17 protein-coding genes are annotated in these 21,416 nt (G+C 72.6%); 9 read left to right on the top strand and 8 right to left on the bottom strand.

Annotation, left to right across the window (positions count from 1 at the left end):
• Positions 1-128 precede the first annotated feature (128 nt).
• From dnaJ to Q2K20_RS01535, 5 genes are all read left to right on the top strand, one after another.
• The gene (gene dnaJ / locus Q2K20_RS01515) at positions 129-1,310 is read left to right on the top strand and encodes a molecular chaperone DnaJ (RefSeq protein WP_096906702.1); all 1,182 of its coding nucleotides are present in this window, start codon (positions 129-131) and stop codon (positions 1,308-1,310) included.
• Positions 1,307-1,744: a heat shock protein transcriptional repressor HspR gene (locus tag Q2K20_RS01520; RefSeq protein WP_096906703.1), complete on the top strand. Its 438-nt coding sequence runs from the start codon at positions 1,307-1,309 to the stop codon at positions 1,742-1,744. The genes dnaJ and Q2K20_RS01520 overlap by 4 nt, the downstream gene beginning before the upstream one ends.
• 54 nt (positions 1,745-1,798) lie before the next feature.
• A complete protein-coding gene (locus tag Q2K20_RS01525) occupies positions 1,799-4,447 on the top strand; it encodes an AMP-binding protein (protein WP_317176553.1) in 2,649 nt (882 codons plus the stop codon).
• 61 nt (positions 4,448-4,508) lie between these two features.
• On the top strand, positions 4,509-5,363 hold the full coding sequence (locus tag Q2K20_RS01530; RefSeq protein ID WP_317176554.1) for a carbon-nitrogen hydrolase family protein: 855 nt from the start codon (positions 4,509-4,511) through the stop codon (positions 5,361-5,363).
• Positions 5,360-6,523, top strand: coding sequence for a hypothetical protein (locus Q2K20_RS01535; RefSeq protein WP_317176555.1), 1,164 nt, complete (start codon positions 5,360-5,362; stop codon positions 6,521-6,523). Before Q2K20_RS01530 ends, Q2K20_RS01535 begins: the two co-directional genes overlap by 4 nt.
• Positions 6,524-6,662: 139 nt before the next feature.
• Here Q2K20_RS01535 and Q2K20_RS01540 read toward each other — a convergent pair whose 3' ends face one another.
• Positions 6,663-7,967: an FAD-binding oxidoreductase gene (locus Q2K20_RS01540; RefSeq protein ID WP_301162394.1), complete on the bottom strand. Its 1,305-nt coding sequence runs from the start codon at positions 7,965-7,967 to the stop codon at positions 6,663-6,665.
• A 161-nt stretch (positions 7,968-8,128) separates the two neighbouring features.
• On the bottom strand, positions 8,129-8,824 hold the full coding sequence (locus tag Q2K20_RS01545) for a hypothetical protein (protein ID WP_096906707.1): 696 nt from the start codon (positions 8,822-8,824) through the stop codon (positions 8,129-8,131).
• A gap of 132 nt (positions 8,825-8,956) precedes the next feature.
• Between Q2K20_RS01545 and Q2K20_RS01550 the strand changes: the two genes are divergently transcribed.
• Positions 8,957-10,030 (top strand): DUF368 domain-containing protein, encoded by a 1,074-nt coding sequence (locus tag Q2K20_RS01550; RefSeq protein ID WP_317176556.1) that lies wholly within the window; start codon positions 8,957-8,959, stop codon positions 10,028-10,030.
• 22 nt (positions 10,031-10,052) lie between these two features.
• On the opposite strand, the gene Q2K20_RS01555 is transcribed toward Q2K20_RS01550, so the two are convergent.
• Entirely contained in the window at positions 10,053-10,916 is an 864-nt protein-coding gene (locus Q2K20_RS01555; protein ID WP_317176557.1) for an SRPBCC family protein, read from the bottom strand.
• 39 nt (positions 10,917-10,955) lie between these two features.
• A complete protein-coding gene (locus tag Q2K20_RS01560) occupies positions 10,956-11,264 on the bottom strand; it encodes an ArsR/SmtB family transcription factor (RefSeq protein WP_120286485.1) in 309 nt (102 codons plus the stop codon).
• A gap of 94 nt (positions 11,265-11,358) precedes the next feature.
• On the opposite strand from Q2K20_RS01560, the gene Q2K20_RS01565 reads away from it, so the two are divergent.
• Positions 11,359-14,790, top strand: coding sequence for a DEAD/DEAH box helicase (locus Q2K20_RS01565; protein ID WP_096906709.1), 3,432 nt, complete (start codon positions 11,359-11,361; stop codon positions 14,788-14,790).
• A gap of 42 nt (positions 14,791-14,832) precedes the next feature.
• On the opposite strand, the gene Q2K20_RS01570 is transcribed toward Q2K20_RS01565, so the two are convergent.
• The 4 genes from Q2K20_RS01570 to Q2K20_RS01585 form a co-directional block, all read right to left on the bottom strand.
• A complete protein-coding gene (locus tag Q2K20_RS01570) occupies positions 14,833-15,624 on the bottom strand; it encodes an ROK family protein (RefSeq protein WP_067719438.1) in 792 nt (263 codons plus the stop codon).
• A 113-nt stretch (positions 15,625-15,737) separates the two neighbouring features.
• Positions 15,738-16,028 (bottom strand): hypothetical protein, encoded by a 291-nt coding sequence (locus Q2K20_RS01575; protein ID WP_096906710.1) that lies wholly within the window; start codon positions 16,026-16,028, stop codon positions 15,738-15,740.
• Between the two features lie 86 nt (positions 16,029-16,114).
• On the bottom strand, positions 16,115-16,960 hold the full coding sequence (locus Q2K20_RS01580; RefSeq protein WP_227022142.1) for a hypothetical protein: 846 nt from the start codon (positions 16,958-16,960) through the stop codon (positions 16,115-16,117).
• A gap of 4 nt (positions 16,961-16,964) precedes the next feature.
• Positions 16,965-17,603, bottom strand: coding sequence for an Ltp family lipoprotein (locus Q2K20_RS01585; protein WP_227022143.1), 639 nt, complete (start codon positions 17,601-17,603; stop codon positions 16,965-16,967).
• 222 nt (positions 17,604-17,825) lie between these two features.
• Between Q2K20_RS01585 and clpB the strand changes: the two genes are divergently transcribed.
• Both clpB and Q2K20_RS01595 read left to right on the top strand, forming a co-directional pair.
• Positions 17,826-20,378: an ATP-dependent chaperone ClpB gene (clpB, locus tag Q2K20_RS01590; protein WP_269503682.1), complete on the top strand. Its 2,553-nt coding sequence runs from the start codon at positions 17,826-17,828 to the stop codon at positions 20,376-20,378.
• Between the two features lie 156 nt (positions 20,379-20,534).
• The gene (locus Q2K20_RS01595) at positions 20,535-21,413 is read left to right on the top strand and encodes a sulfurtransferase (protein WP_317176558.1); all 879 of its coding nucleotides are present in this window, start codon (positions 20,535-20,537) and stop codon (positions 21,411-21,413) included.
• Positions 21,414-21,416 lie beyond the last annotated feature (3 nt).

Below are 21,416 nucleotides of genomic sequence, written 5' to 3' on the forward strand. Positions count from 1 at the left end.
CGTCCCGATGATCTCGGGACGCACCCGCACGCCGACCCACCCCGGATGTGCCGGGGAACTGAGAGAATTCGTAGACCCGAACACTGCAATAAGAAGAAGAACTGCAACAAGAAGAAGGGAGGCGTCTGGTGAGTCAGCGCGAATGGGTCGAGAAGGACTACTACGCCGAACTGGGCGTCTCCAAGTCCGCCACCCAGGACGAGATCCGCAAGGCCTACCGCAAGCTCGCGCGGGAGAACCACCCGGACTCCAACCCGGGCAACGCGGCCGCGGAGGACAAGTTCAAGCGGATCAGCGAGGCCAACGACGTCATCGGCGATCCCGCCCGGCGCAAGGAGTACGACGCCTTCCGCGACCAGGTCACCTCCGGCGGGTTCAGCGGCTTCGCCCCGGGCGGCGGGGGCCGGTACACCGCCTCCGGCGGTGACTTCGACATCAACGACCTCTTCGGTGGCGGCGGGCCCGCCGGCGGCACCGGGGGATTCTCGGACCTCTTCGGCGGCCTGTTCAACCAGGCCCGCCCGGGTGGCGGCGGGGCCGGCCGCGGCCGGGCACAGCGCCCGCGGGGCGGCCAGGACGTCGAGACCGCCCTGACCCTGTCCTTCCGTGAGGCCGCCCTCGGCGAGACGGTCCAGATCAAACTCTCCTCCGCCTCGCCGTGTCTGATCTGCCACGGCAGTGGCGCGAAGCCGGGGACCAGCCCCAAGGTGTGCGGCACCTGCCACGGTGCGGGCGTCACCCAGCGCACCCAGGGGGCCTTCGGCTTCGCCGAGCCCTGCACCGACTGCGGCGGCACCGGGTCCAAGATCGACGACCCGTGCACCGAGTGCGCGGGCAGCGGCGTCACGGACCGCACCCGCACCATCAACGTCAAGGTCCCGGCCGGCGTCTCCGACGGCCAGCGCATCCGGCTCTCGGGGCAGGGTGAGGCGGGCTTCCGCGGGGCACCGTCGGGCGACCTGTACGTGACGGTCACCGTCCAGAAGGACCAGGTGTTCGACCGCGACGGGGCCGACCTGCTCGTCGACCTGCCGGTGTCCTACCCGGAGTTGGTCCGCGGCGCCCAGGTGTCGGTACCCACGCTCACCGGGCGGGTGACCGTCAAGATCCCCGCCGGCTCCCGCGACGGACAGATCCTGCGGGTGCGCGGCCGGGGTATCGCACGCAAGTCCGGAACCGGTGACCTCAAGGTCACCCTCCGGGTGGCCACGCCCCCCGCCGGGATGGCCGAAGCCGAGCTCGCCGCCTATGACGACGCGTTGCGCGCCGCCGGCTTCGATCCGCGGTCGGGCTGGGCCGGGTCGGCATGAGCCCCCGGCGGGACGTCGGGGAGCTGGGGCCCGACGACAGCGTCCTGGTGATCTCAGTGGCCGCCGAATTGTCCGGGCTGCACGCCCAGACCCTGCGAACCTACGACCGTCTCGGGATCGTCACCCCCGAGCGCACCAGCGGCGGTGGGCGACGCTACTCGCTGCGGGACGTGGCACTGCTCCGCGAGGTCCAGCGCCTCAGCCAGGAGGAGGGCGTCAACCTCGCCGGCATCAAGCGGATCATCGAGCTGACCAATCAGGTCGACGCCTTGCGCAGCCGCGTGTCAGAACTGATCGAGGAGGTCGCCGAACTCCGTCGCCGTTCCGGGTCCTCCGCCCGGGCGGGCGGTGAACTCGTCCACGTGCCCCGCTCGACGTCGGTGGTCGTGTGGCGGCCCCGTCACCACCGGGAGACGGGCCGCCGCGACGGCTGATGACCGGATCCGCCCGACTTTCATAGCGAAGCCTCACCTAATATAGTTCGGCGCGTGACCGTCGCACGTACGCATCAGGGGCAGGCTCCGCCCGGCCTGTTCGACGAGTCCGCCGGGCGCGGCACCGCGGTCGCCGTGGTGACCGACGAGGCGGAGTACACCTACTCCGCGCTCTCCCGGATGAGCGCCGAGCGCGCTGCCGAGTACCCGCCCGTGACGACCGGTCGTCGCCTGATCGGCCTGGTGGCGACGAACACCATCGAGTTCCTCGTGGACTATCTCGCCGCCCACTCCGCCGGCCACGTCGTGGTCCTCCTGCCGCCGGACGGCGCGGCCACCGACAACCTCCTCGCGGCATGGCACCCCGACGTTGTCGCGGGGGACGGCCGACCCCTCCCGGCCGGGGTGCTCACGGCGCCGCCGCGGCACGACCTGCATCCCGACCTCGCACTGCTCCTGAGCACCTCCGGGTCCACGGGCGCACCCAAGCTCGTCCGGCAGTCCCGGCGGGCGGTGCTGGCCAACGCGCGGTCGATCGTGGACTACCTGGGCATCGTGCCGGGGGACCGGGCGATCACCACCCTGCCGCCGCACTACTGCTACGGCCTGTCCGTCCTGCACAGTCACCTGCTGGCCGGCGCGTCCGTGGTGCTCAACTCCGACTCCGTCTCCGCACCGGCGTTCTGGGACCGGGCGGAGGCCGGGCAGGTGACGACGTTCGCCGCCGTCCCGCACACGGTCGAACTCCTCGAGCGCGTCGGTCTCGACCGGCTGGACCGCCTCACCCGCCTGCGCTACCTCACCCAGGCGGGCGGGCGCCTCGCGCCGGAGGCGGTGCGTCGCCTGGCCGCGCACCTGGAAGCACGCGGGGCAGAACTGGTCGTGATGTACGGCCAGACCGAGGCGACCGCGCGTATGGCGTACCTCCCCCCTCGCCTCGCGCGGACCCGTGCGGGGGCCATCGGGATCGCGATCCCCGGCGGCTCCTTCCGCGTCGACCGTCCGCGGGGAACCGATCCGCACGCCCCCGGTGAGCTGGTGTACCGCGGCCCCAACGTGATGATGGGGTACGCCCGCACCTCGGCCGACCTCGCCCGCGGGTCCGAGCTCGACGAGCTGCGGACCGGGGACCTCGCCCGCATCGCCGACGACGGCATCGTGGAGATCGTCGGGCGGATGGGGCGCGAGACCAAGATCTTCGGGCACCGGATCGACCTGGGTCGGGTGGAATCGACCCTGGCGGACGGCGGGTTCGACGCCTGGTGCGTCGGGGAGCCCGACCGGTTGGTCGTGGTCACCCGCGAGCGCTCGCAGGCCCTCGCCACCGCCGCCGCGACGGCCTCGGGACTGCCCACCTCGGCGGTCGAGCAGGTCGTCGTCGTCGACCCTCCCCGCACTCCCGCCGGCAAGGTCGACCAGGCCGCACTCCGTGCACTCGTCGCCGACCGCGCGCGGACGGGCGCCGGGGCGGACGCCGACGCGCCCAGTACGCTCGTGGCCCATGCGCTCGGCCTGGACTCCTGCCCGCCGGACGCCACGTTCGTCGACCTCGGCGGGGACTCCCTGACCTACGTGGTGCTCTCGACCCGGCTCGAGGAGCGGGTGCCCGGCCTACCCCGCGACTGGCACCTGCGCCCACTGGGGGAGCTCGACACCCGCGCTGCCGGACCGCGTCCCCCGGCGGCCTCCCGCTGGACCCCCTGGCGGGCGTGGGCCCGCGTCGACACCTCGGTGGTGCTGCGCGCCCTGTTCATCCTCACGATCGTGGGCGGGCACACCCGGGCGTTCGCGGTCTACGGCGGCGCCCACGTCCTGGTTGCTCTGACCGGCTACTCCCTGGCCCGCTTCCGGCTGCACTCCGCCAGCGCCCGCGAGCGGGCCCGGGGCGTGCTCACGACGGTCGGGAGGATCGCGGTCCCCGCCGTGGTGTGGCTGCTGCTCGTTACCCCCCTGACCAGTCGCTACCACTGGTACTCGCCGCTGCTGGCCACCCACTTCCTGGGTCCCCGCTCCTGGTCCGACGACCGCTGGTGGAATCCGTGGCAGATGTGGTTTGTCGAGGCGACGGTCTACCTGTTGCTCGGCGTGGCCGCGCTCATGGCCGTCCCCGCGGTCAGCAGGCTCGACCGGCGGTGGCCGTACGCGCTGCCGGCCACGCTGGTCGGGCTCGGATTGCTCGTGCGCTACGCCGTCATCGACCTCGGCGGCGGGCCCCTCGTGTGGTACTCGGCGCCGGCGGTGCTGTGGCTGTTCGCGCTCGGCTGGGCCGTGGCGCGGGCCGAACCCGGGGGGGCCGGACCGGGCGGGCCGGGCGGACCGGGAGGGCACCGGGCAGCGCTCACCGCGATGTGGGCGCGGCTCGCCTGCTCCGCGGTCGCGCTCGTGTGCGTGCCGGGCTGGTTCGGCGATCCCGGGCGGGAGGTGGTGATCGTGGGAGGGATCCTCGCCCTGATCTGGATCCCCGCCGTCCGGCTGCCCCGCCCGGTGGTCCGGGTGGTGACCCCCCTAGCAGCGGCTTCGCTGTTCATCTATCTCACCCACTTCCTCGTGTACCCGCCGATCCGGGACGCGGGCCACCCGTGGCTCTCGTGGGGCGCCTCGCTCGCGGTGGGGGTGTGCGTGTGGTGGCTGTGGGAGCGCGGTGTCGGGATCGCGCGGCGGGTCGCCGCCCGGGGCGGGGACGCCGACCTCGCACGCGGGTAGCGTCGGGGAGACGCCCCAGCCGGCTGAGACGACAGCCCGCCGCCGACGAGGAGGACCACCCGTGCGTATCGCCGCCGCCCAGATCCTGACCGGACGCGACCCGCAGGACAACCTTCGGCTGGTCCGCGAGTCGGTCGCCGAGGCCGCAGCGCAGGGGGCCCGGGTCGTGGTGTTCCCCGAGGCCACCATGCGGGCGTTCGGTGCGGGCCGGCTGGACGAGATCGCCGAACCCCTCGACGGCCCGTGGGCGACCGCGGTGGCCGAATCGGCTCGGGAGCACGGTGTCGTCGTCGTCGTCGGCATGTTCACGCCCGGGCAGGGCGGCCGCGTCCGCAACACCCTCCTGGTCACCGGCCCGGCCGGCGACGCCGACGGCGGGCCGGACCGCGACCTCCACCTGGGCTACGACAAGATCCATCTGTTCGACGCGTTCGGGTTCGCGGAGTCCGACACCGTCGAGCCGGGCGACGCCACGCACGTGGTGACGGTCGACGGCGTGGGCGTGGGTCTGAGCGTCTGCTACGACATCCGCTTCCCGGGCCAGTACACGGCGCTCGCCACCGCCGGCGCCCGGATCACCCTGTGCAGCGCCTCGTGGGGTGCGGGCGAGGGGAAGGTCGACCAGTGGCGACTGCTCGCCCGCGCCCGCGCGCTCGACTCGACCGCGTTCCTGTTCGCCGTCGGGCAGGCCGATCCCGAGGTGGAGGGCGTGGAGGTCAAGCCCGGCGCCCCCACCGGCGTCGGTCACTCGCTGCTCGTCGGCCCGGACGGGACCGTGCGCGCCGAGGCCGGCGCCGGATCGGAGCTACTGGTGGTGGATCTCGACGACGACGAGGTCACCGGTATCCGGAAGGTGATCCCGGTGCTCGCCAACGGACGGGTCACGGAGCCCTCCGGCGGGCAGGTCCCGCGGTGACCGGGCCGGACGGCCCGGACCGGGGCGGCCGACCCGCTGATCCGGATCACCCGGGCGACGACGCCGTCACCGAGCCGAATCCGGCGGTCGAGCCGGGTGCCGACCCGCCGACGCAGCAACTCTCGCCCACCGACCCTCCGACCGAGCACCTCCCGCCGGTCGGCTCGGGGGAGGGCAGCACGGCGTGGTCGCAGTACCCGGCGGACGGTGGAGCCGCGGCCGCGGGCCTGGCTGCCGGCGCGGCCGCCGGGGCCGGGGCGTTCGGCGCGGCAGAAGGTGCCGGGGCGTCCGGGGTTGGTCCCGGCACGTCCGGCTATCCGACCGCCGCGGGCGTCCCCGACCCCGGCCACGCCGCCGGGGACGTGCCGCCTCCTGGGGACGTCCCGACCCCGGACGACGGCGACGCCTGGGACGACGGTGGCGGTGACGGCGGGTCCACGCCGTGGATGATCGCCGCCATCCTGCTTGCGGTCGCATTGGTGGCGGCGCTGGTGGTGTGGCTGGTCTCCGCGACCGGCGGCGACGAGGACCCGGTCGCCACCCCCACCACGACGACGCAGACCACCACCTCGCAGACCACCCGGACCACGCCGCCGACGACGCAGCCCACGACGACCGGCCCGCCGAGTCCGGCCGAACGCTGTAGCCCGGGTTTCGTGGCCGATGAGCTGGGCAGCGGCACGACCGTGCGGGAATGCGACGAGCAGTTCCTTCTGGTCACCCGCGACGACGGGGAGATCGAGCTGCTCTCGTGGCGCGACGACGACTGGGAGTTCCTGGCCGAGCCCGACTCGGACGTGTGCCGCGAGCAACTCGAGCAGCTGGGCGTCCCCGACCGGTTCCGCCGCGTGTTCCAGCCGTGCGAGGCGCCCACCAGCACCACCACCTCGCAGACCAGTCCCACCACCACGACGACGGGCGCGACCACCTCCACTCCGCAGACCAGCACCGAGACCCCCGACCCGCCGGCGGGTGAGCCCCAGGCCGGCGACGGCGGCGACGGCGACGGGGACGGCGGGGACGACGGGGACGGGGACGGCGGGGACGACGATGCGGGCGGCGGTACCGCAGCCGGCGACGGCGGTGACACGACCGACGACTCCGACGAGGGCGCGCCCGGCGCCGGCGAGGACGCCGACACCGTCGCGGCGGCGCGCTGATCCGGCCGCCGCGGCGCGTTCCCGCATCGAGAAGACAGTTCCGCACAGCCGCTCTGGGCCGTCGTGTGCGGAACTGTCTTCTGGATGGCGACGCTGGCGACGATGGCGACGTGGGTGGCCGCGCCGCGCGGCGGGATTGTCAGGGGCGGTCGAAGCTGATGTTCTCCCGCGGGGTGCCGGCCGCGACGAGACCGCGGACCGTCGCGCGCAGCATCTCGGGTGAGCCCGAGACGATGACCTGCCGGTCGGCCCACGATCCCCACTGCGTGACCGCCCGGACCAGGGTGCCGGTCTGCCGACGGTGCAGGGTGCGGGGAAGGTCCTGCCGGGGGCCGGCCCACCAGGGGTCCTCGTCCTCCTCGGCGACGGGCTGGATCGTCAACCACGGGGCGGTGGCGGCGAGGTCGACCAATGTCGGCAGGTCGTAGAGGTCGCCGGGGAAGCGGGCCCCGTAGAACAGGTGGACCCGCGGGTTGTCGGCGTGGCGCATCATGTCCAGCAGCAGGCACCGCAGGGGCGCGATCCCGGTGCCGCCGGCGATCATGAGCACGTCCCGGGTCGGCTCGGACCGGTCGACCTCGAGCATCCCCAGGGGACGGGCGAGCACCCAACGGTCACCGACGCCGACGCTGCGGACCAGTGAGCCGCTGAGCGCGCCGCCGGGCACGTCGCGGACGTGGAACTCGATCTGCCCGGCCGGGTTCGACGGGATCGACGGGCTGAGCCGCCGCCACACGCCGGGCGCGTAGGGCGTGAGCACGCTGAGGTACTGCCCCGGGTGGTAGTCGACCATCACGTCGCTGATGAGCCGCACCACCACCACGTCCCGGGTGGGTCGCAGGATCTCCACCACGGTCGCTCCGACGCGCGCGGGGCCCTCGTCGGCGGCGGCGCCCTGTTGCAGGGCGGTCGAGAGCACCCGGTAGGCGGTGCCCAGGGTGGTCTCCAGCCGGTCGTTCCAGGCGCGTCCGGCGAGGTGGCGCAGGGTGTGGGCCAGCGCCTCCCCGAAGCGCCGGTGGTGCCCGGGCGTCAGTTCGAGTTTGCGGTGATCGGCGCCCAGGTGGCGGGCGAACTCGACGACCTCATCGACCTTGGCGCGGTCGCCGCGCGCGTACTCGGTGGTCTCGAACGCCCACCGCATCGCCCGCGCGAAGTCCCGGAGTACCGGCGTGGCGTCGCGGGGGAACAGTTCACGGAAGTCGGGGTCGGCCGCGCGCAGCGCCCGGGCGAACAGCTCCGGGAACCGCTCGTCGACCAGGAGGTCCCTCAGGACCAGCAGCGGCGGGGTCTGCGCCTCGACGGGCACAGGCTGCTCGAGCGGCTCAGCCAACGGGTCGACGGGCGTACCGAGGAACGGGCCGAGGTCGATGTCCCCCACGAGGCGCTCCACCTCGGAGGCACGGAACGCCTCGTCACCGTGGTCCGGTCCGGGGCCGTTGCTCACCGTTGCACGCCTCCCCGTCTCGTCGTCGTCGCTGTCCCCACCCTATCCGCGCGCCCGGCACCCCCGCCGGGAGTGCGCGCGACCCCGGCCCGCCTTCGACCCCGGCCCGCCTTCGCGCTTGGCGCCCTCCCCGCCCGACGCTGCTCACCGACCGGGGCTGCTCACCGACCGAGGGTGATGTCGACGCCCGCGCGCAGTTCGCCCTCGGTGTAGGTCAGCTGGCCGCGGCCGGGCAGCTCGACCATGTAGAACGAGCCGCCGGCGGGGACGTCGGGGAACTCGAAGGTGAAGGTGCACGAGGACAGGTCGCCGCCGGAGTAGACGAGCATGGCGGTGCCGATCTGCGCGGCGCCGCTGTCGATGAGCGTGATGGTGGTGCCCTCGCCGATGTCGGACAGGGTGATGGGCAGGTCGCAGCCGGTGCGGTCGCCGGAGACCGGTTCCGCGGGGGTCGAGACGACGGTGAACGTGCCGTCGACCGTGAACGATCCGGACCCCGGTGCCCGCTCGGCCGGGGGGAGGACCTGCGGGAAGGGGCCGCGCGACGGGTCGGTACCGCGGCCGGGGTCGGATCCGGGGCCGAGGAAGACCACGCCCAGGACCACGACGACGACGAGGGCCGCCACCCCGATGATCGCCGCGGCCGCCGCGGTGCCGGGAGGGCGGCCCTCCGCGGGGGCCCAGGCGGGCGGTGGGCCGTCGCCGGGGCGGCCATCGGGGGCCGGGGGCGGGTACGCGGAGCCCGGATCAGGGGCAGGAGAGCTCGGATCCGGCCCGGGGACGGGGGAGGGCAACGGCTGCGGCGGGTCGCCGTACCGGTAGGTGCCGTCGGGCAGCGGGGGGTAGTGCATCGGCATGTCCCGACCTCCCACGCCGGCCCGGGGGCACGTCGCCGGATGACGTGCCGCTGGACTGTCGAGCCTAGTCATCCCCCCGCGCCCCGGGTGCGTCGCTTGGATCGAGGGGCGTGGTTCGGGGAAGCTGTAACGATGACTGCCGATTCGTCGAGGCCCTCCCGCGACCCCCACGGCCCGGCCGGGTCCGTCCACGATCCGGTCCGGTCCGTCCACGACCCGGTCGACGACGCCGATCTCGACCCCGGCACGCCGGTGCCGGTCCGGCCCGGACCGCTGGGGATGGCCGGCAACGTCGTCCGCGGCGCGCTCATCGGGATGGCCGAGCTCGTGCCCGGCGTCTCCGGCGGAACGGTGGCGCTGGTGACCGGCGTCTATCCGCGCCTGTTGGACTCCGGGGCGCACGTCGTGGACGGCCTGCGCTCTGCCGCCCTCGGGCCGGAGCGTCGGGCCCGCACCCGCGCGGCGTTCCGGCACGTCGACTGGTGGCTGCTGCTGCCGCTGGCGCTGGGCATGCTCGTCATGGTCTTCACCATGGCCGGTGTGCTCAAGGGCTTCGTCGAGGGCAGTCCCGAGATCGCCCGCGGGCTGTTCCTCGGCATGGTCGCCGCCAGCATCGCCGTGCCGCTGGGGATGGCGCGCGCCACCCCGGGTGGGCGCAACTGGGTGCTGGGCCTGATCTTCGTCCTCAGTGCCGCGTTCGCGTTCGTCCTGTCCGGGCTGCCGAGCGGCTCGATCAGTGACCCCTCCTACCTGCTGGTGTTCGTCGCGGCGGCGGTGGCGATCTGCGCCCTGGTCCTGCCCGGCGTCTCGGGGTCGTACCTGCTGTTGGCGATGGGGCTCTACGCGCCGACCCTCGGGGCCGTGGACGACCGGAACTTCGCGTACCTGGGCGTCTTCGCGCTGGGCGCGCTGGGCGGCATCTCCCTGTTCGTCAAGGTCCTCGACCGCCTGCTCGAGGACTTCCGCAAGCCCACACTGGTGGCCATGGCCGGACTCATGCTGGGGTCGCTGCGCGCGCTGTGGCCGTGGCAGACCGAGGAGGCCGAGGTCCTGGCCCCCGGCGCAAACTGGCCGACGGTCCTGGCCGCCGTGGCCGCCGGCATCGTCGTGGTGCTGATCGTGCTGGCCGTCGAGCGGGTGTTCGCGGACAAGACCGCCACCACCGACCCCGACCCGCGGACCTCCGCACTCGAGGACCGCGGGTAGGCCGGAGCCGGTCGGGCGGCGGTCAGGGGCTGGTCAGCACCTCCGCCTCCAGCCTCCGGTAGCCGGCCTCCATCCCGTCGACCATGCCGGTGCCGAGGATCGTCTCGCGCAGGTCGGCGCTGTCGTAGGTGATGACGAGGGTCAGCAGGGTCCCGCCCTCGACGGCCGTGAGGGTCTGCTCGTTGCGCGTCGGCGGTGCGTCGACTCCCTCCATCGTCTCGGTGAAGACCTCCCGGTGGGGTGGGTCGGTCTCCAGGAGCTGCCCGGTGAGGGCGAACGCCTCGCCCTCGACCCCGTCGTCGGGGGCCCACTCGAAGCGGGTGGTCTCGCCGGGCGCCGAGGCGACCCGGCAGCCGACCAGCGCCCAGCCGTCGGGTCCGTGGAACCACCTGTTCAGCAGCTCCGGCTCGTGGTGGGCGTCCCAGACCTGCCGGGGCGTGCCGTGCAGGATCCGGGTGACGCGCACGGTCCGCTCGTCGAGGAGCTGCGACTGCGTGCCGGTGTCGGCGGCGAAGGTGGCGTCGTCGGTGACCACGGCCTCGATCTGGCCCATCGCCTCGCGGGTGGGCAGGTCGGTGTTGGGCCGGCCGTCGTCGTGGCTGAAGCCGTCGAGCACCTCGAACGACCGGCACTCGTCCACCGACAGGTACTCCCAGTACCCGCAAGCGCGGCTGCCGTCCGGCCCGGTCATGTAGTAGTCCGAGCGGCCGCCGGGGAACACGTCGTGCCGGGTGAAGGTGGCCGGCCACGTGGGCGGTCCCCAGAACTTCTCGAGCTGGCGCGGGTCGACGTACTCGTCCCACAGTCGACGGACCGGCACCGGGAACTCCGCGGTGATGGTCAGGGTCAGCCGGTCGAGGTCTCTGTCCACTGATGTCACAGGCATGGCCTGCCTCTTTCCTCGTGTGTGTCCTGCGGTGACGGGTCAGTCCTCGGCGAGGAGGGCGTCGAGTCTGCCGACGCGTGCCCGCCAGATGTCCTCGAAGGCGTCGAGGAGGCGCTGGGCTCCCCGGATCGCCCGGAGGTCTCCCCGGATCCTGCGCTCGCGGCCGATCCGGTGGTCGGTGATCAGTCCTGCCTCCTCCAGTACGTTGACGTGCTTGCGGACGGCCGCGAACGACATGTCGTAGCGGTCCGCGAGTTCGGAGACGGTGGATTCCCCGGCCAGGGTGCGCCGGAGGATGTCCCGCCTGGTCGCGTCGGCCAGGGCCCGGAAGATCCGGTCCACCGGCATCCGGTTCTCCACAGCCCGGTCCGACTCCACAGCGGTGGGCTCACCGACTCCGGTGTCCGGGCACCTCGTCGTCGTCGTCCTCTAGCCTGGCGGCGTGCTGACATCGACCGTCCGCGTCCCCGAGTCCGACGTCGAGTCCTTCGTGGGCTCGGCGGCGCTGGGGCGCGCCCGCGGCTACGCCAACGCGACGCGGATCCGCGACGTGGCGTACGACGCCGCCACCCACCGACTCACCGCGAACGTCAAGGGCAGCGGCGCCGCGGGGAGCGGGCGCTGGTACTCCACCGCCGTCCACCTCACGGCGCCGGCCGCGGACGGGTCGACCCGCCCGCTGCGCAGCATGTGCTCGTGCCCCGTCGGGCTGAACTGCAAGCACGCCGCCGCCCTCATGCTGTTCGTCAGCGCGCAGGCGAGCCAGGACGAGTCGATCCCCGCCTGGCGGCGGCAGGCCGAGGACTCCCTGCGCGCGCTCGACACCCCGCGGTGGCAACCCGAGGCCCCGGTGGTGGGACTGCAGCTCTCGGTGGTCCCGGACGAACTGGCGGCGGACGACGGCTCGGGCGGCCTGCGTCCCGGATTGGGCAACCGCCTCAAGGCCCGGATCGTCGTCCCCGGCAGCGGCGGACGGTGGAAGTCGGCCGGGGTGGAATGGGACCGCCTCCGCTACGGCTGGGACGGCGCGCTGTCGATGGCCCAGGCCGGGTGGTTCCGCGCCGTGGACGCCCTCGCCCGCAGCCACCGGCAGGCACGCGTGTGGCTGGACCTGTGCGACGCCGAGGTCCCCGCGCTGTGGCCGCTCATCGCGACCGCGGCCGAGGCGGAGATCGAGATCGTCCCCGGCGACGGCCTGCGCGAGGTCGTGCCCGGGCCACCCCGCCGTGTGGGATTGACCGCGTGGAGCCCCGACGGTTCGGAGCTGGTGCTGGTCGCCGCGGCCGAGGTGGAACCGGGACCGGACGGTACCCGGCCTCTATCCGACGACGACGAGGAGGTCGACCGCCCCCTGCCCGGCGCCCTCGTGGGGGAGCACGGGGACATGGTCGCGCTGGTCCGGGGCCGGGTGCTGGAGCTCTCCCCGGTCGGGCGGCTCGACCCCGGCGTGGCCCGGCGACTGCGCGACTGGCGGGCGCTCAGCGTCCCGGACGAGGCCGTCGCGGAGTTCTGCGCCGACTTCCTGCCCGACCTCGCCGACCGGTTCCCGGTGGTCGACCGCGTCGGGCGGCTCGAACTGCCCGAGTGGGACCGCGTCGAGCTCGAACTGACGATCCGCCCCCTCGCGGGGATGGGGGCGGGAACCGGCGCACGCGGCGGCTCGGGTGCCGGGTCTGCTGTGGGGCCCGCTGCCGGGTCTGCTGCCGGGCAGGGCCTGGAGTTGGTCCTGCAGTGGCGGCGCGTCGACGTGATGCGCATGTCCGACGGCACCGAGGCCGAGCGCCGCCGCCCGCTGACGGCGGATGTGGTCGCCTCACGCGGCGGTGACCCGTCGGACCTCGATGCGGTTGTGCTGGCGGCGGCCGTCGCGGAAGCGGGCTGGGCCTGGACGATCGCGGACGGCCCGGTCCGGATCTCCGGCCGTGACGCCGGCCTGGTGCTCACCGACGGGATCGAGCAACTCGGCGCCCTCGACGGCATCCGCGTGACGGTCCTCGACGGCGTGCCGCAGATCCGCCGTGCGAGCGAGGGGCCGCGGATCCACGTCGCCACCGAGGACGACAGGTCCGGCATCGACTGGCTGGGCCTGACGGTCTCGGTGACCGTGGAGGGCCGCCCCGTCCCGTTCGCGGAGGTGTTCCGGGCGGTGGTCACCGGCCAGGAGGAGTTCATCACCGCCGACGGCCTGTTGGTCCCGGTGGACCTCGAGCGATTCGGGGAGCTGCGCGTACTGCTCGACGAGGCGATGGCGGCCTCCGCCGACCGCGTGGGCAGGGAGCCGGACTCCACGGGCGTGCGGATCGGCCTCGGGCAGGCGGGTCTCCTCGCCGACCTCGCCGAGTTGGCCGACGACCTGGCCCCGCCCTCCGGCCGCGCCAGAGCGCTGCTCGAGCTGGCCTCCGACACGCCCGCACCCGTGCCCGTCCCCGCCATGCTCGACGCCGACCTGCGGCCCTATCAGCAGCACGGGTTGGACTGGCTCGCCATGCTCTGGCGCCACCGGATCGGCGGCATCCTCGCCGACGACATGGGCCTCGGCAAGACCGTGCAGGCGCTCGCCCTGATCGCCCACGCCCACGAGACGGCCGACACCGGGGAGGTCGGGCCGGGGGGCGACGCGGCGGGCCCCGGGGCGCCCGGCCCGTTCCTGGTGGTGGCACCGTCGTCGGTCGTCCCCAACTGGGAGGCCGAGGCCCGCCGGTTCGTGCCCTCGCTGCGCGTGGCGCGGCGGTCGGCGACCGAGGCCAAGTCCGGCACCACGGTCGCCGAGGACGCCGGTGCGCACGACATCGTGGTGACCTCGGCGACGGTCCTGCGGCTGGACGCCGAGTCCTACGCCGGCATCGAGTGGGCCGGCGTGATCCTCGACGAGGCCCAGCAGGCCAAGAACCCCACCTCCAAGCTCTTCGCCGCGCTGGCCGGGCTGCGGGCCGACTTCCTACTGGCGGTCACCGGCACACCGATGGAGAACAACCTCACCGAGCTGTGGGCGGTCGCGGCGCTGTCGTGCCGCGGTGTCCTGCCCGACGCCAAGGACTTCCGTGCCCAGTACCGCACGCCCATCGAGAAGAACGGTGACACGGCCGCGCTGGAACGGCTGCGGCGGCGTCTGCGGCCCTTCCTGCTCCGGCGGCGCAAGGAGCTCGTGGCCGGCGAGCTGCCCCCGCGCACGGACGCGGTGATGGAGATCGAACTCTCGGCCACGCACCGCCGGCTCTATGAGCGGGAACTGGCGCGGCAACGCGCGTCCCTGCTGGCGCTGCTCGACGACTTCGAGGCCAACCGCATCAGCATCCTCGCCGGGCTGACCGTGCTCAGGCGTCTCTGCCTGGACGCCTCGCTGATCGACCCGGCCCACGCCGGGGTCGCCTCGGCCAAGACCGACGAGCTCATCGCCGCGCTGCGGGAGGTGGTGGCCGAGGGGCACCGCGCGCTGGTGTTCAGCCAGTTCACCACCTACCTCGACACGGTCGTGGACCGCCTGCGCGCAGAGGGGATCACGGTGGCGCACCTCGACGGCCGGACCACCGACCGGGCGGGGGCCGTGGGTGAGTTCACCGAGGGCGGCGCGCAGGTGTTCTGCCTCAGCCTCAAGGCCGGCGGCGTCGGGCTGAACCTCGTGGGCGCCGACTACGTATTCCTGCTGGACCCGTGGTGGAACCCGGCGACCGAGGCCCAGGCCGTCGACCGCGCGCACCGCATCGGCCAGACTCGACCCGTGCTGGTGTACCGGATGGTCGCCCGGGACACGATCGAGGAGCGCGTCGTGGAGCTGCAGCGGCGCAAGGCCGAACTGTTCGCGTCCGTCCTGGACAGCGGCGAGCACTTCTCGGCCGCGCTCACCGCCGACGACCTGCGGGGGCTGCTCGACTAGAACGGGCGGGCCGGGTGTCGGGGCCCCGCCACGAGCGTCGCCTCAGCGTCGCTCGGGGAAGGCCAGCCCCGCGGCGACGGCTGCCCCGAACAGCGCGGTGTCCCGCGACGGCGAGAAGACCACCCGAGGGGTGGACACCGAGATCGGCAGGGACTGGAGCTGTTCGGCGACCGGGCCGTGCAGGGCCTTGCCCAGACCGACCACGATGCCCCCCGTGAGCAGGACGGTCTGAGGGCGGAAGAGCTGGACGGCGTCCACGAGGAACGAGCCGAGCCGGTAGGCGTAGATCTCGGCGGCGCCGTCGCCGTGCTCGCGCTCGAGGTCGTACAGCCCGTGACCGCCGAGCCCCCACCAGGCTTCGGTGTTGGTGCCGTCGCCGACGATGCGCCAGTGCCCGAGGTCCCATCCGGTGTGGCCGCACGGGTGGATGAGCGCGCCGTGGTGATTGAGCGCACCGAACGCCAGGGAGGAGCCGAGCGAGATGGCGATCCCGCCGAACTCCACGTCGGGCAGTCGCGTCAGTGCGAGGGCGTGGGCGTCACCGTCGCCGATGACGGAGACGGGCGCGTCGATCAGCGACACGAGTTCGGTACGCAGGTCGCCCTCCGCCCAGGCGGCGGCCCGCGAGGACACCACTCGTCCCCGGTCCGCGTCGACGTGGCCGTGGAGGGACACGCCCACACCGGCGGGGGAGTCGTCGACGGCGAGGACCGCTGCGGCGAGGTCCTCGGCCGTGGCGACCTCGGCCCCGTGGACGCCCACCACGTGGCCGTCGACCACGGCGCCGATCCGCGTACCACTGCCGCCGATGTCGACGACGACGCCGTTCCTCATCGCTGCACCTCCGGTTCGCCCGCCTCTATTCTCACCACTCATTCGTAGCGGTCGAGCAGCGGGCTGGGTGTCGACTCCGGTCGGGTGGGGGTACGGGGTCTGATGCTCAGGGGTCACCCAGTCTCGGCGTTGCGGATCGGATCGCTGGTCTGACCCACGGTGCTGCAGTACAGCTTGGCCGCCTCCTGGTTGAGCGTGACCTCCATGCCGGCGGGATCGGACTGCCCCTTCTCGTCGAGGAAGGTGGTGATCACCTCGCGCTGGTCCTCGGGCGCCATCTCCATGTAGTCGCCACAGGTGGTGTCTCCTCCCTTGTTCGGGTCCATCGCACCGCAGCCGGTCAGCGCGGCGAGGGCGAAAGCAGTGGCGGCGGCCAGTGCCGCGGGGCGGGTACGAGTGGACATGGGAACCTCCGGGGATGGTGTCGTCAGATGAGGCGAGCGTAGGCCCGCCGGGTCGGCGGCATTCCTCATTCGGGCGATGCCCGGGCTCAATGGCACCCGACCATGTGCAGCGCGAACCGGTCGCCGTAGCCGAGGATCGTCTGCGGTATAGGGGCAGTCTGCGGGGCCATTACCTCAGCGCGGTGATCGGCAGCGTGGTTCACCCCGACCGCATGCATCAGTTCGTGAAGGATTACCGTGCGAGTTCCGGGATCGCCGCCATAGGGGTTCATCTTCTCGGGCCGCAGCGTCACCGCGCCCCGTGAGATTCGGCCATCCGCCCACAGTGCGGTCGGCCCACCGACGCCCGCGATGGTCGGGTCGAGATCGAAATCCGGATGATGACCGAAGGTGACGGAGATCGTGCCTTCCGCCTCGCGAGCGTGTTCGGCACCAGGGCCCGCGTACCGAAGTGGCAGTCCGCTCGTCCAGGCGAGAGTGTCGACGGCCCAGACCACGTCCCCGACGTTCCCCGACGGCGCTCCGAAAGTCGACACCTGTATCTCGTGACCGCACGGCCAATGGGTGATGTGTCCGCCGTCGGTGGTCATCACCGAGTAGTCAAGACCGGTCCGGAGTCCGGCCGGCGCGCTGAAGTCCTGGGCACGTCGCGGTGACCATTCGCCCTTATATGGCATTGTCCCGGCCGGTAGCGGGTACTGGGCTGCGGTGGCTGGGGTGCGTGGTGACCCGAAGATTCCCCCGTTGCCGCCGGAGAGCCGGACCGCGCCCTCGCCGATCGCCGCGACCGTGCTGCGGTGCTGTTCCGGGACCTTGGCCAACAGGTACGGGGTCGTGCCGACCACTGCCAAGGCGATCGCCACCGGAATGACGACCGCCAGGATGTAGATGACGATCCTGGTCGCGCGAGCCAAGGGACTGTAGTAGTCCACCGTTCTACAATCCGGCCGCGGTCGCCCCGTGGGCGGCCTGGTCCGCCGAGTAGCCGTCGTACTGGAGTTGTTCGATGAGTCCGGAACGGGAGAACCCGGAGATGTCCAGATACTGGCGGGCCGATCGCGAGGCCTGCTCGTTCCAGTTCACGGTCAGGGAGTCCACGGCGCCTGTCGCGTCGGCGGCGGAGTAGCCCTCGTACTGGAGTTGTTCGATGAGCCCGGAGCGCGAGAATCCAGAGATGGCGAGGTACTGCTCGGCCGATTTGGCCGCGTTGCGCTGGCCGGCGCTGACGTCTGTTGCGACTCGGGGCGCTGACGCCACGGCATCCGGGATCGTCCGGCCTGCTGGAGCTGTCGGTCCGGCCGCCGGCTCGCGGGAGCCGTCAGGTGCGGCGGCGATGGTCGTCTCCCGCGTCACGGTCGTCGTCGCAGTCGTGGTTGTGGTCGAGGGGCCGGTGATGGTGACCGTGACCGTGCCGGGCGCTTCGGTGGCGATCGCCTGGTCGTCCGCGGGCGTGCACGCGGCTGTGACGACGACGAGGGTCGCTAGCGCGGCCGCGGCCCGCGACCCCCTCGGAGGGCGGAATAGGCCGGTCTCACTGGTCGTCGGGGCAGGGGAGGGGGAGGATGTGTCGGTCACGGGATCTGCCTGAGGAGGAGGGAGGGCGGCCGAGGGGGAGGGGCCGCGGAGGACTCTCAGAGTGTACTCAGGACGGGACGGTGTTCACATTCGTATGTGACTTAACTCTTAACTTGAGCGGAATAGACTCAAGGAGGCGGAGGTTGTACGAGGCGTCCGGCCGGAACGGAACCGGCATTGATTCCAGTACGCTCAACAATACGTCGAAGAAAGGACCGGTCGATGAGCCAGTTCAACCCCACGACCAAGACCCAGGCGGCTCTGTCGGCCGCAGTCCAAGCCGCCTCCGCGGCGGGCAACCCGGATGTGCGTCCGGGCCACCTGCTCGTGGCCCTGCTCGAACAACAGGACGGGATCGCGGGTCCCCTCCTCCAGGCCTGCGGGGTGGACCCGCAGCTCGCCCTGACCCAGGCGAAGGGCCTCGTCGGCGGCTACCCCAAGGCGTCCGGCTCGGGGCTCGCCGCCCCCAACTTCAACCGGGACGCCCTCGCCGTCATCAACTACTCCCAGACCCTCGCGGCGGAGATGGGCGACGACTACGTCTCCACCGAACACGTCCTCGTCGGGATCGCGGCCGGTCACACCGGTGGCGATGCGGCCAAGCTCCTCACCGAGCTCGGTGCCACCGAGGACGCCCTGAAGGCGGCGTTCACGGCGGTCCGCGGGAACACGCGCGTGACCACGGAGAACCCCGAGGACCAGTACCAGGCTCTCGAGAAGTACGCCACGGACCTCACCGCCCGTGCCCGCGAGGGCAAGATCGACCCGGTGATCGGGCGCGACTCCGAGATCCGGCGCGTCGTCCAGGTCCTCTCCCGCCGCACGAAGAACAACCCGGTGCTCATCGGCGAGCCCGGGGTCGGCAAGACCGCCATCGTCGAGGGGCTGGCCCGTCGCATCATCGCGGGCGACGTCCCCGAGTCCCTCAAGGGCAAGACCCTGCTCTCGCTCGACTTGGGGTCGATGGTCGCCGGCGCGAAGTACCGCGGCGAGTTCGAGGAGCGCCTCAAGGCGGTGCTCGACGAGATCACGGCGGCCGAGGGGCAGATCATCACGTTCATCGACGAGATCCACACGATCGTCGGCGCGGGAGCGACCGGCGAGGGCTCGATGGACGCCGGCAACATGATCAAGCCGATGCTCGCCCGCGGTGAGCTGCGGCTGGTCGGCGCCACGACCCTCGACGAGTACCGCAAGTACATCGAGAAGGACGCGGCCCTGGAGCGCCGCTTCCAGCAGGTGTACGTGGGCGAGCCGAGCGTCGAGGACACCGTGGGGATCCTCCGCGGCCTCAAGGAGCGGTACGAGGTGCACCACGGTGTGCGCATCACCGACTCCGCCCTGGTCTCCGCCGCCGCGCTCTCGGATCGCTACATCACGCAGCGGTTCCTGCCGGACAAGGCGATCGACCTCGTCGACGAGGCCGCCAGCCGCCTCAAGATGGAGATCGACTCGCGGCCCGAGGAGATCGACGCCGCCGAGCGGATCGTCCGCCGGCTCGAGATCGAGGAGGTGGCGCTGCAGAAGGAGACCGACGCGGCGTCCAAGGATCGACTGGTGGCCCTGCAGGCCGAGCTGGCCGACGCCAAGGAGAAGCTCGCCGAGCTCACCGCCCGCTGGCAGAACGAGAAGACCGCCATCCAGAGTGTGCAGCTCATCAAGGAGGAGCTCGACGCTCTGCGCACCGAGTCCGAGAAGGCCGAGCGTGACGGCGACTACGCCCGGGTGGCCGAGATCCGCTACGGCCGGCTGCCGGAGTTGGAGAAGCAACTTGCCGACGCAGAGGAGAGCGAGGCTGCGGCCGGCGCGATGCTCAAGGAGGAGGTCGGTCCGGAGGACGTCGCCGAGGTCGTCTCCGCCTGGACCGGTATCCCCGTGGGCAAGATGCTCGAGGGCGAGACCGAGAAGCTGCTGCGCATGGAGGACGAGATCGGCCGCCGGGTCGTCGGCCAGGGCGAGGCCGTCCGCGCCGTGTCCGACGCCGTCCGCCGGGCGCGCGCCGGGGTCGCCGATCCCAACCGGCCGACCGGGTCGTTCCTGTTCCTCGGCCCGACGGGCGTGGGCAAGACCGAGCTGGCCAAGGCGCTCGCGGAGTTCCTGTTCGACGACGAGCGGGCCATGGTCCGCATCGACATGAGCGAGTACTCCGAGAAGCACAGTGTCTCGCGGCTCGTCGGTGCCCCTCCGGGCTACGTCGGCTACGAGTCCGGTGGGCAGCTCACCGAGGCGGTGCGGCGCAGGCCGTACACGATCGTCCTTCTCGACGAGGTCGAGAAGGCGCACCCGGACGTCTTCGACATCCTCCTGCAGGTGCTCGACGACGGTCGCCTCACCGACGGTCAGGGCCGCACGGTCGACTTCCGCAACACGATCCTCGTGCTCACCTCCAACCTGGGCGCGGGCGGATCGCGGGAGCAGATGATGGACGCGGTCAAGCGTGCGTTCAAGCCGGAGTTCATCAACCGCCTCGACGACGTCGTGACCTTCGACGCACTCAGCGAGGAGCAGCTCGAGTCGATCGTCGACATCCAGATCGACGAGCTCGCGCGGCGCCTCAAGGGCCGGCGACTGGTCCTGGAGGTCGACGACGCCGCCAAGGGTTGGCTCGCCCGCCGGGGCTACGACCCGGCCTACGGCGCCCGCCCGCTGCGCAGGCTGGTGCAGCAGGCGATCGGCGACAAGCTCGCCCGGGCGCTGCTCGGGGGCGACATCCGCGACGGCGACACGGTCAGCGTGTCGCTCGCCGAGGACGGCGAGTCGCTCAGCCTCAACTGAGACACGGCTGACGCGCTCGGCGCGGACGGGCCCGACCACCGGGGATGGTGGTCGGGCCCGTCTCGCTCTGTCGGCACCCCCACGGTCGCGTGAAGCTCGTCACGGCGGCGCGGTAGGTGGGGGTCACCTCGTCGGCGAAAGGACTACTCTTAACACGTGACCCCAGACCCCGCCACCGATACCCAGGCCAGCCCCCTCCTCGTCACGGCGCGTGAGCTGATCGAGGACGTCGTCACGCTGCCTCCCCCGGTGATCCTCGATGTGCGCTGGCAGCTCGGGGACGCGAACGGCCGGGAGCACTACTGGTCGGGCCACATCCCCGGCGCGCAGTACCTGGACCTGCCCGGCGACCTCGCGGGGCAGCGCAACGTCCGCGAGGGGCGTCATCCGCTCCCGTCGCCCGAGGACTTCGAGGACGCGATGCGCCGGGTCGGGATCGACGACGACAGTCGCGTGGTGATCTACGACGACTGCGGCAACACGTCGGCCGCCCGCGCCTGGTGGCTCATGCGCTGGGCCGGCAAGAAGGACGTCTACCTGCTCGACGGTGGGCTCAAGGCGTGGATCGCGGAGGGTGAGGACCTCGCCGTGGGGCCCGGGAACCCGGTCTCGCGCGGCGACTTCACCTTCGATCTGGACCACATGCTCACCGTCGGTATCGACGACACCGGGACGTGGCCCGAGCGGGGCGTGCTCATCGACGCCCGCACCCCGGAGCGCTACGAGGGCCGCACCGAGCCGATGGACTCGCGCGCCGGACACATCCCGGGCGCGGTGAACATGCCCACCGGGGACTTCCTCGACGAGCGCGGCCGCTTCCTGCCGGCCGACCAGATCCGCCGCATGTTCGCCGAGGTGGGCGTGACCAGTGGGTCCGACGCGGTCGTGTACTGCGGTTCGGGCATCCACGCCTGCCACGCGTTGGCGGCGATGGAGGTCGCCGGTATCGAGGCGGGCCGGTTGTTCCCGGGCTCATGGTCCGCGTGGTCGGCGGACCGGAAGCGGCCGGTCTCGATCGGCGAGCAGCCCCGCTGACCG

The organism is Dietzia sp. IN118 (assembly GCF_032905965.1).
GTDB lineage: Bacteria > Actinomycetota > Actinomycetes > Mycobacteriales > Mycobacteriaceae > Dietzia > Dietzia kunjamensis.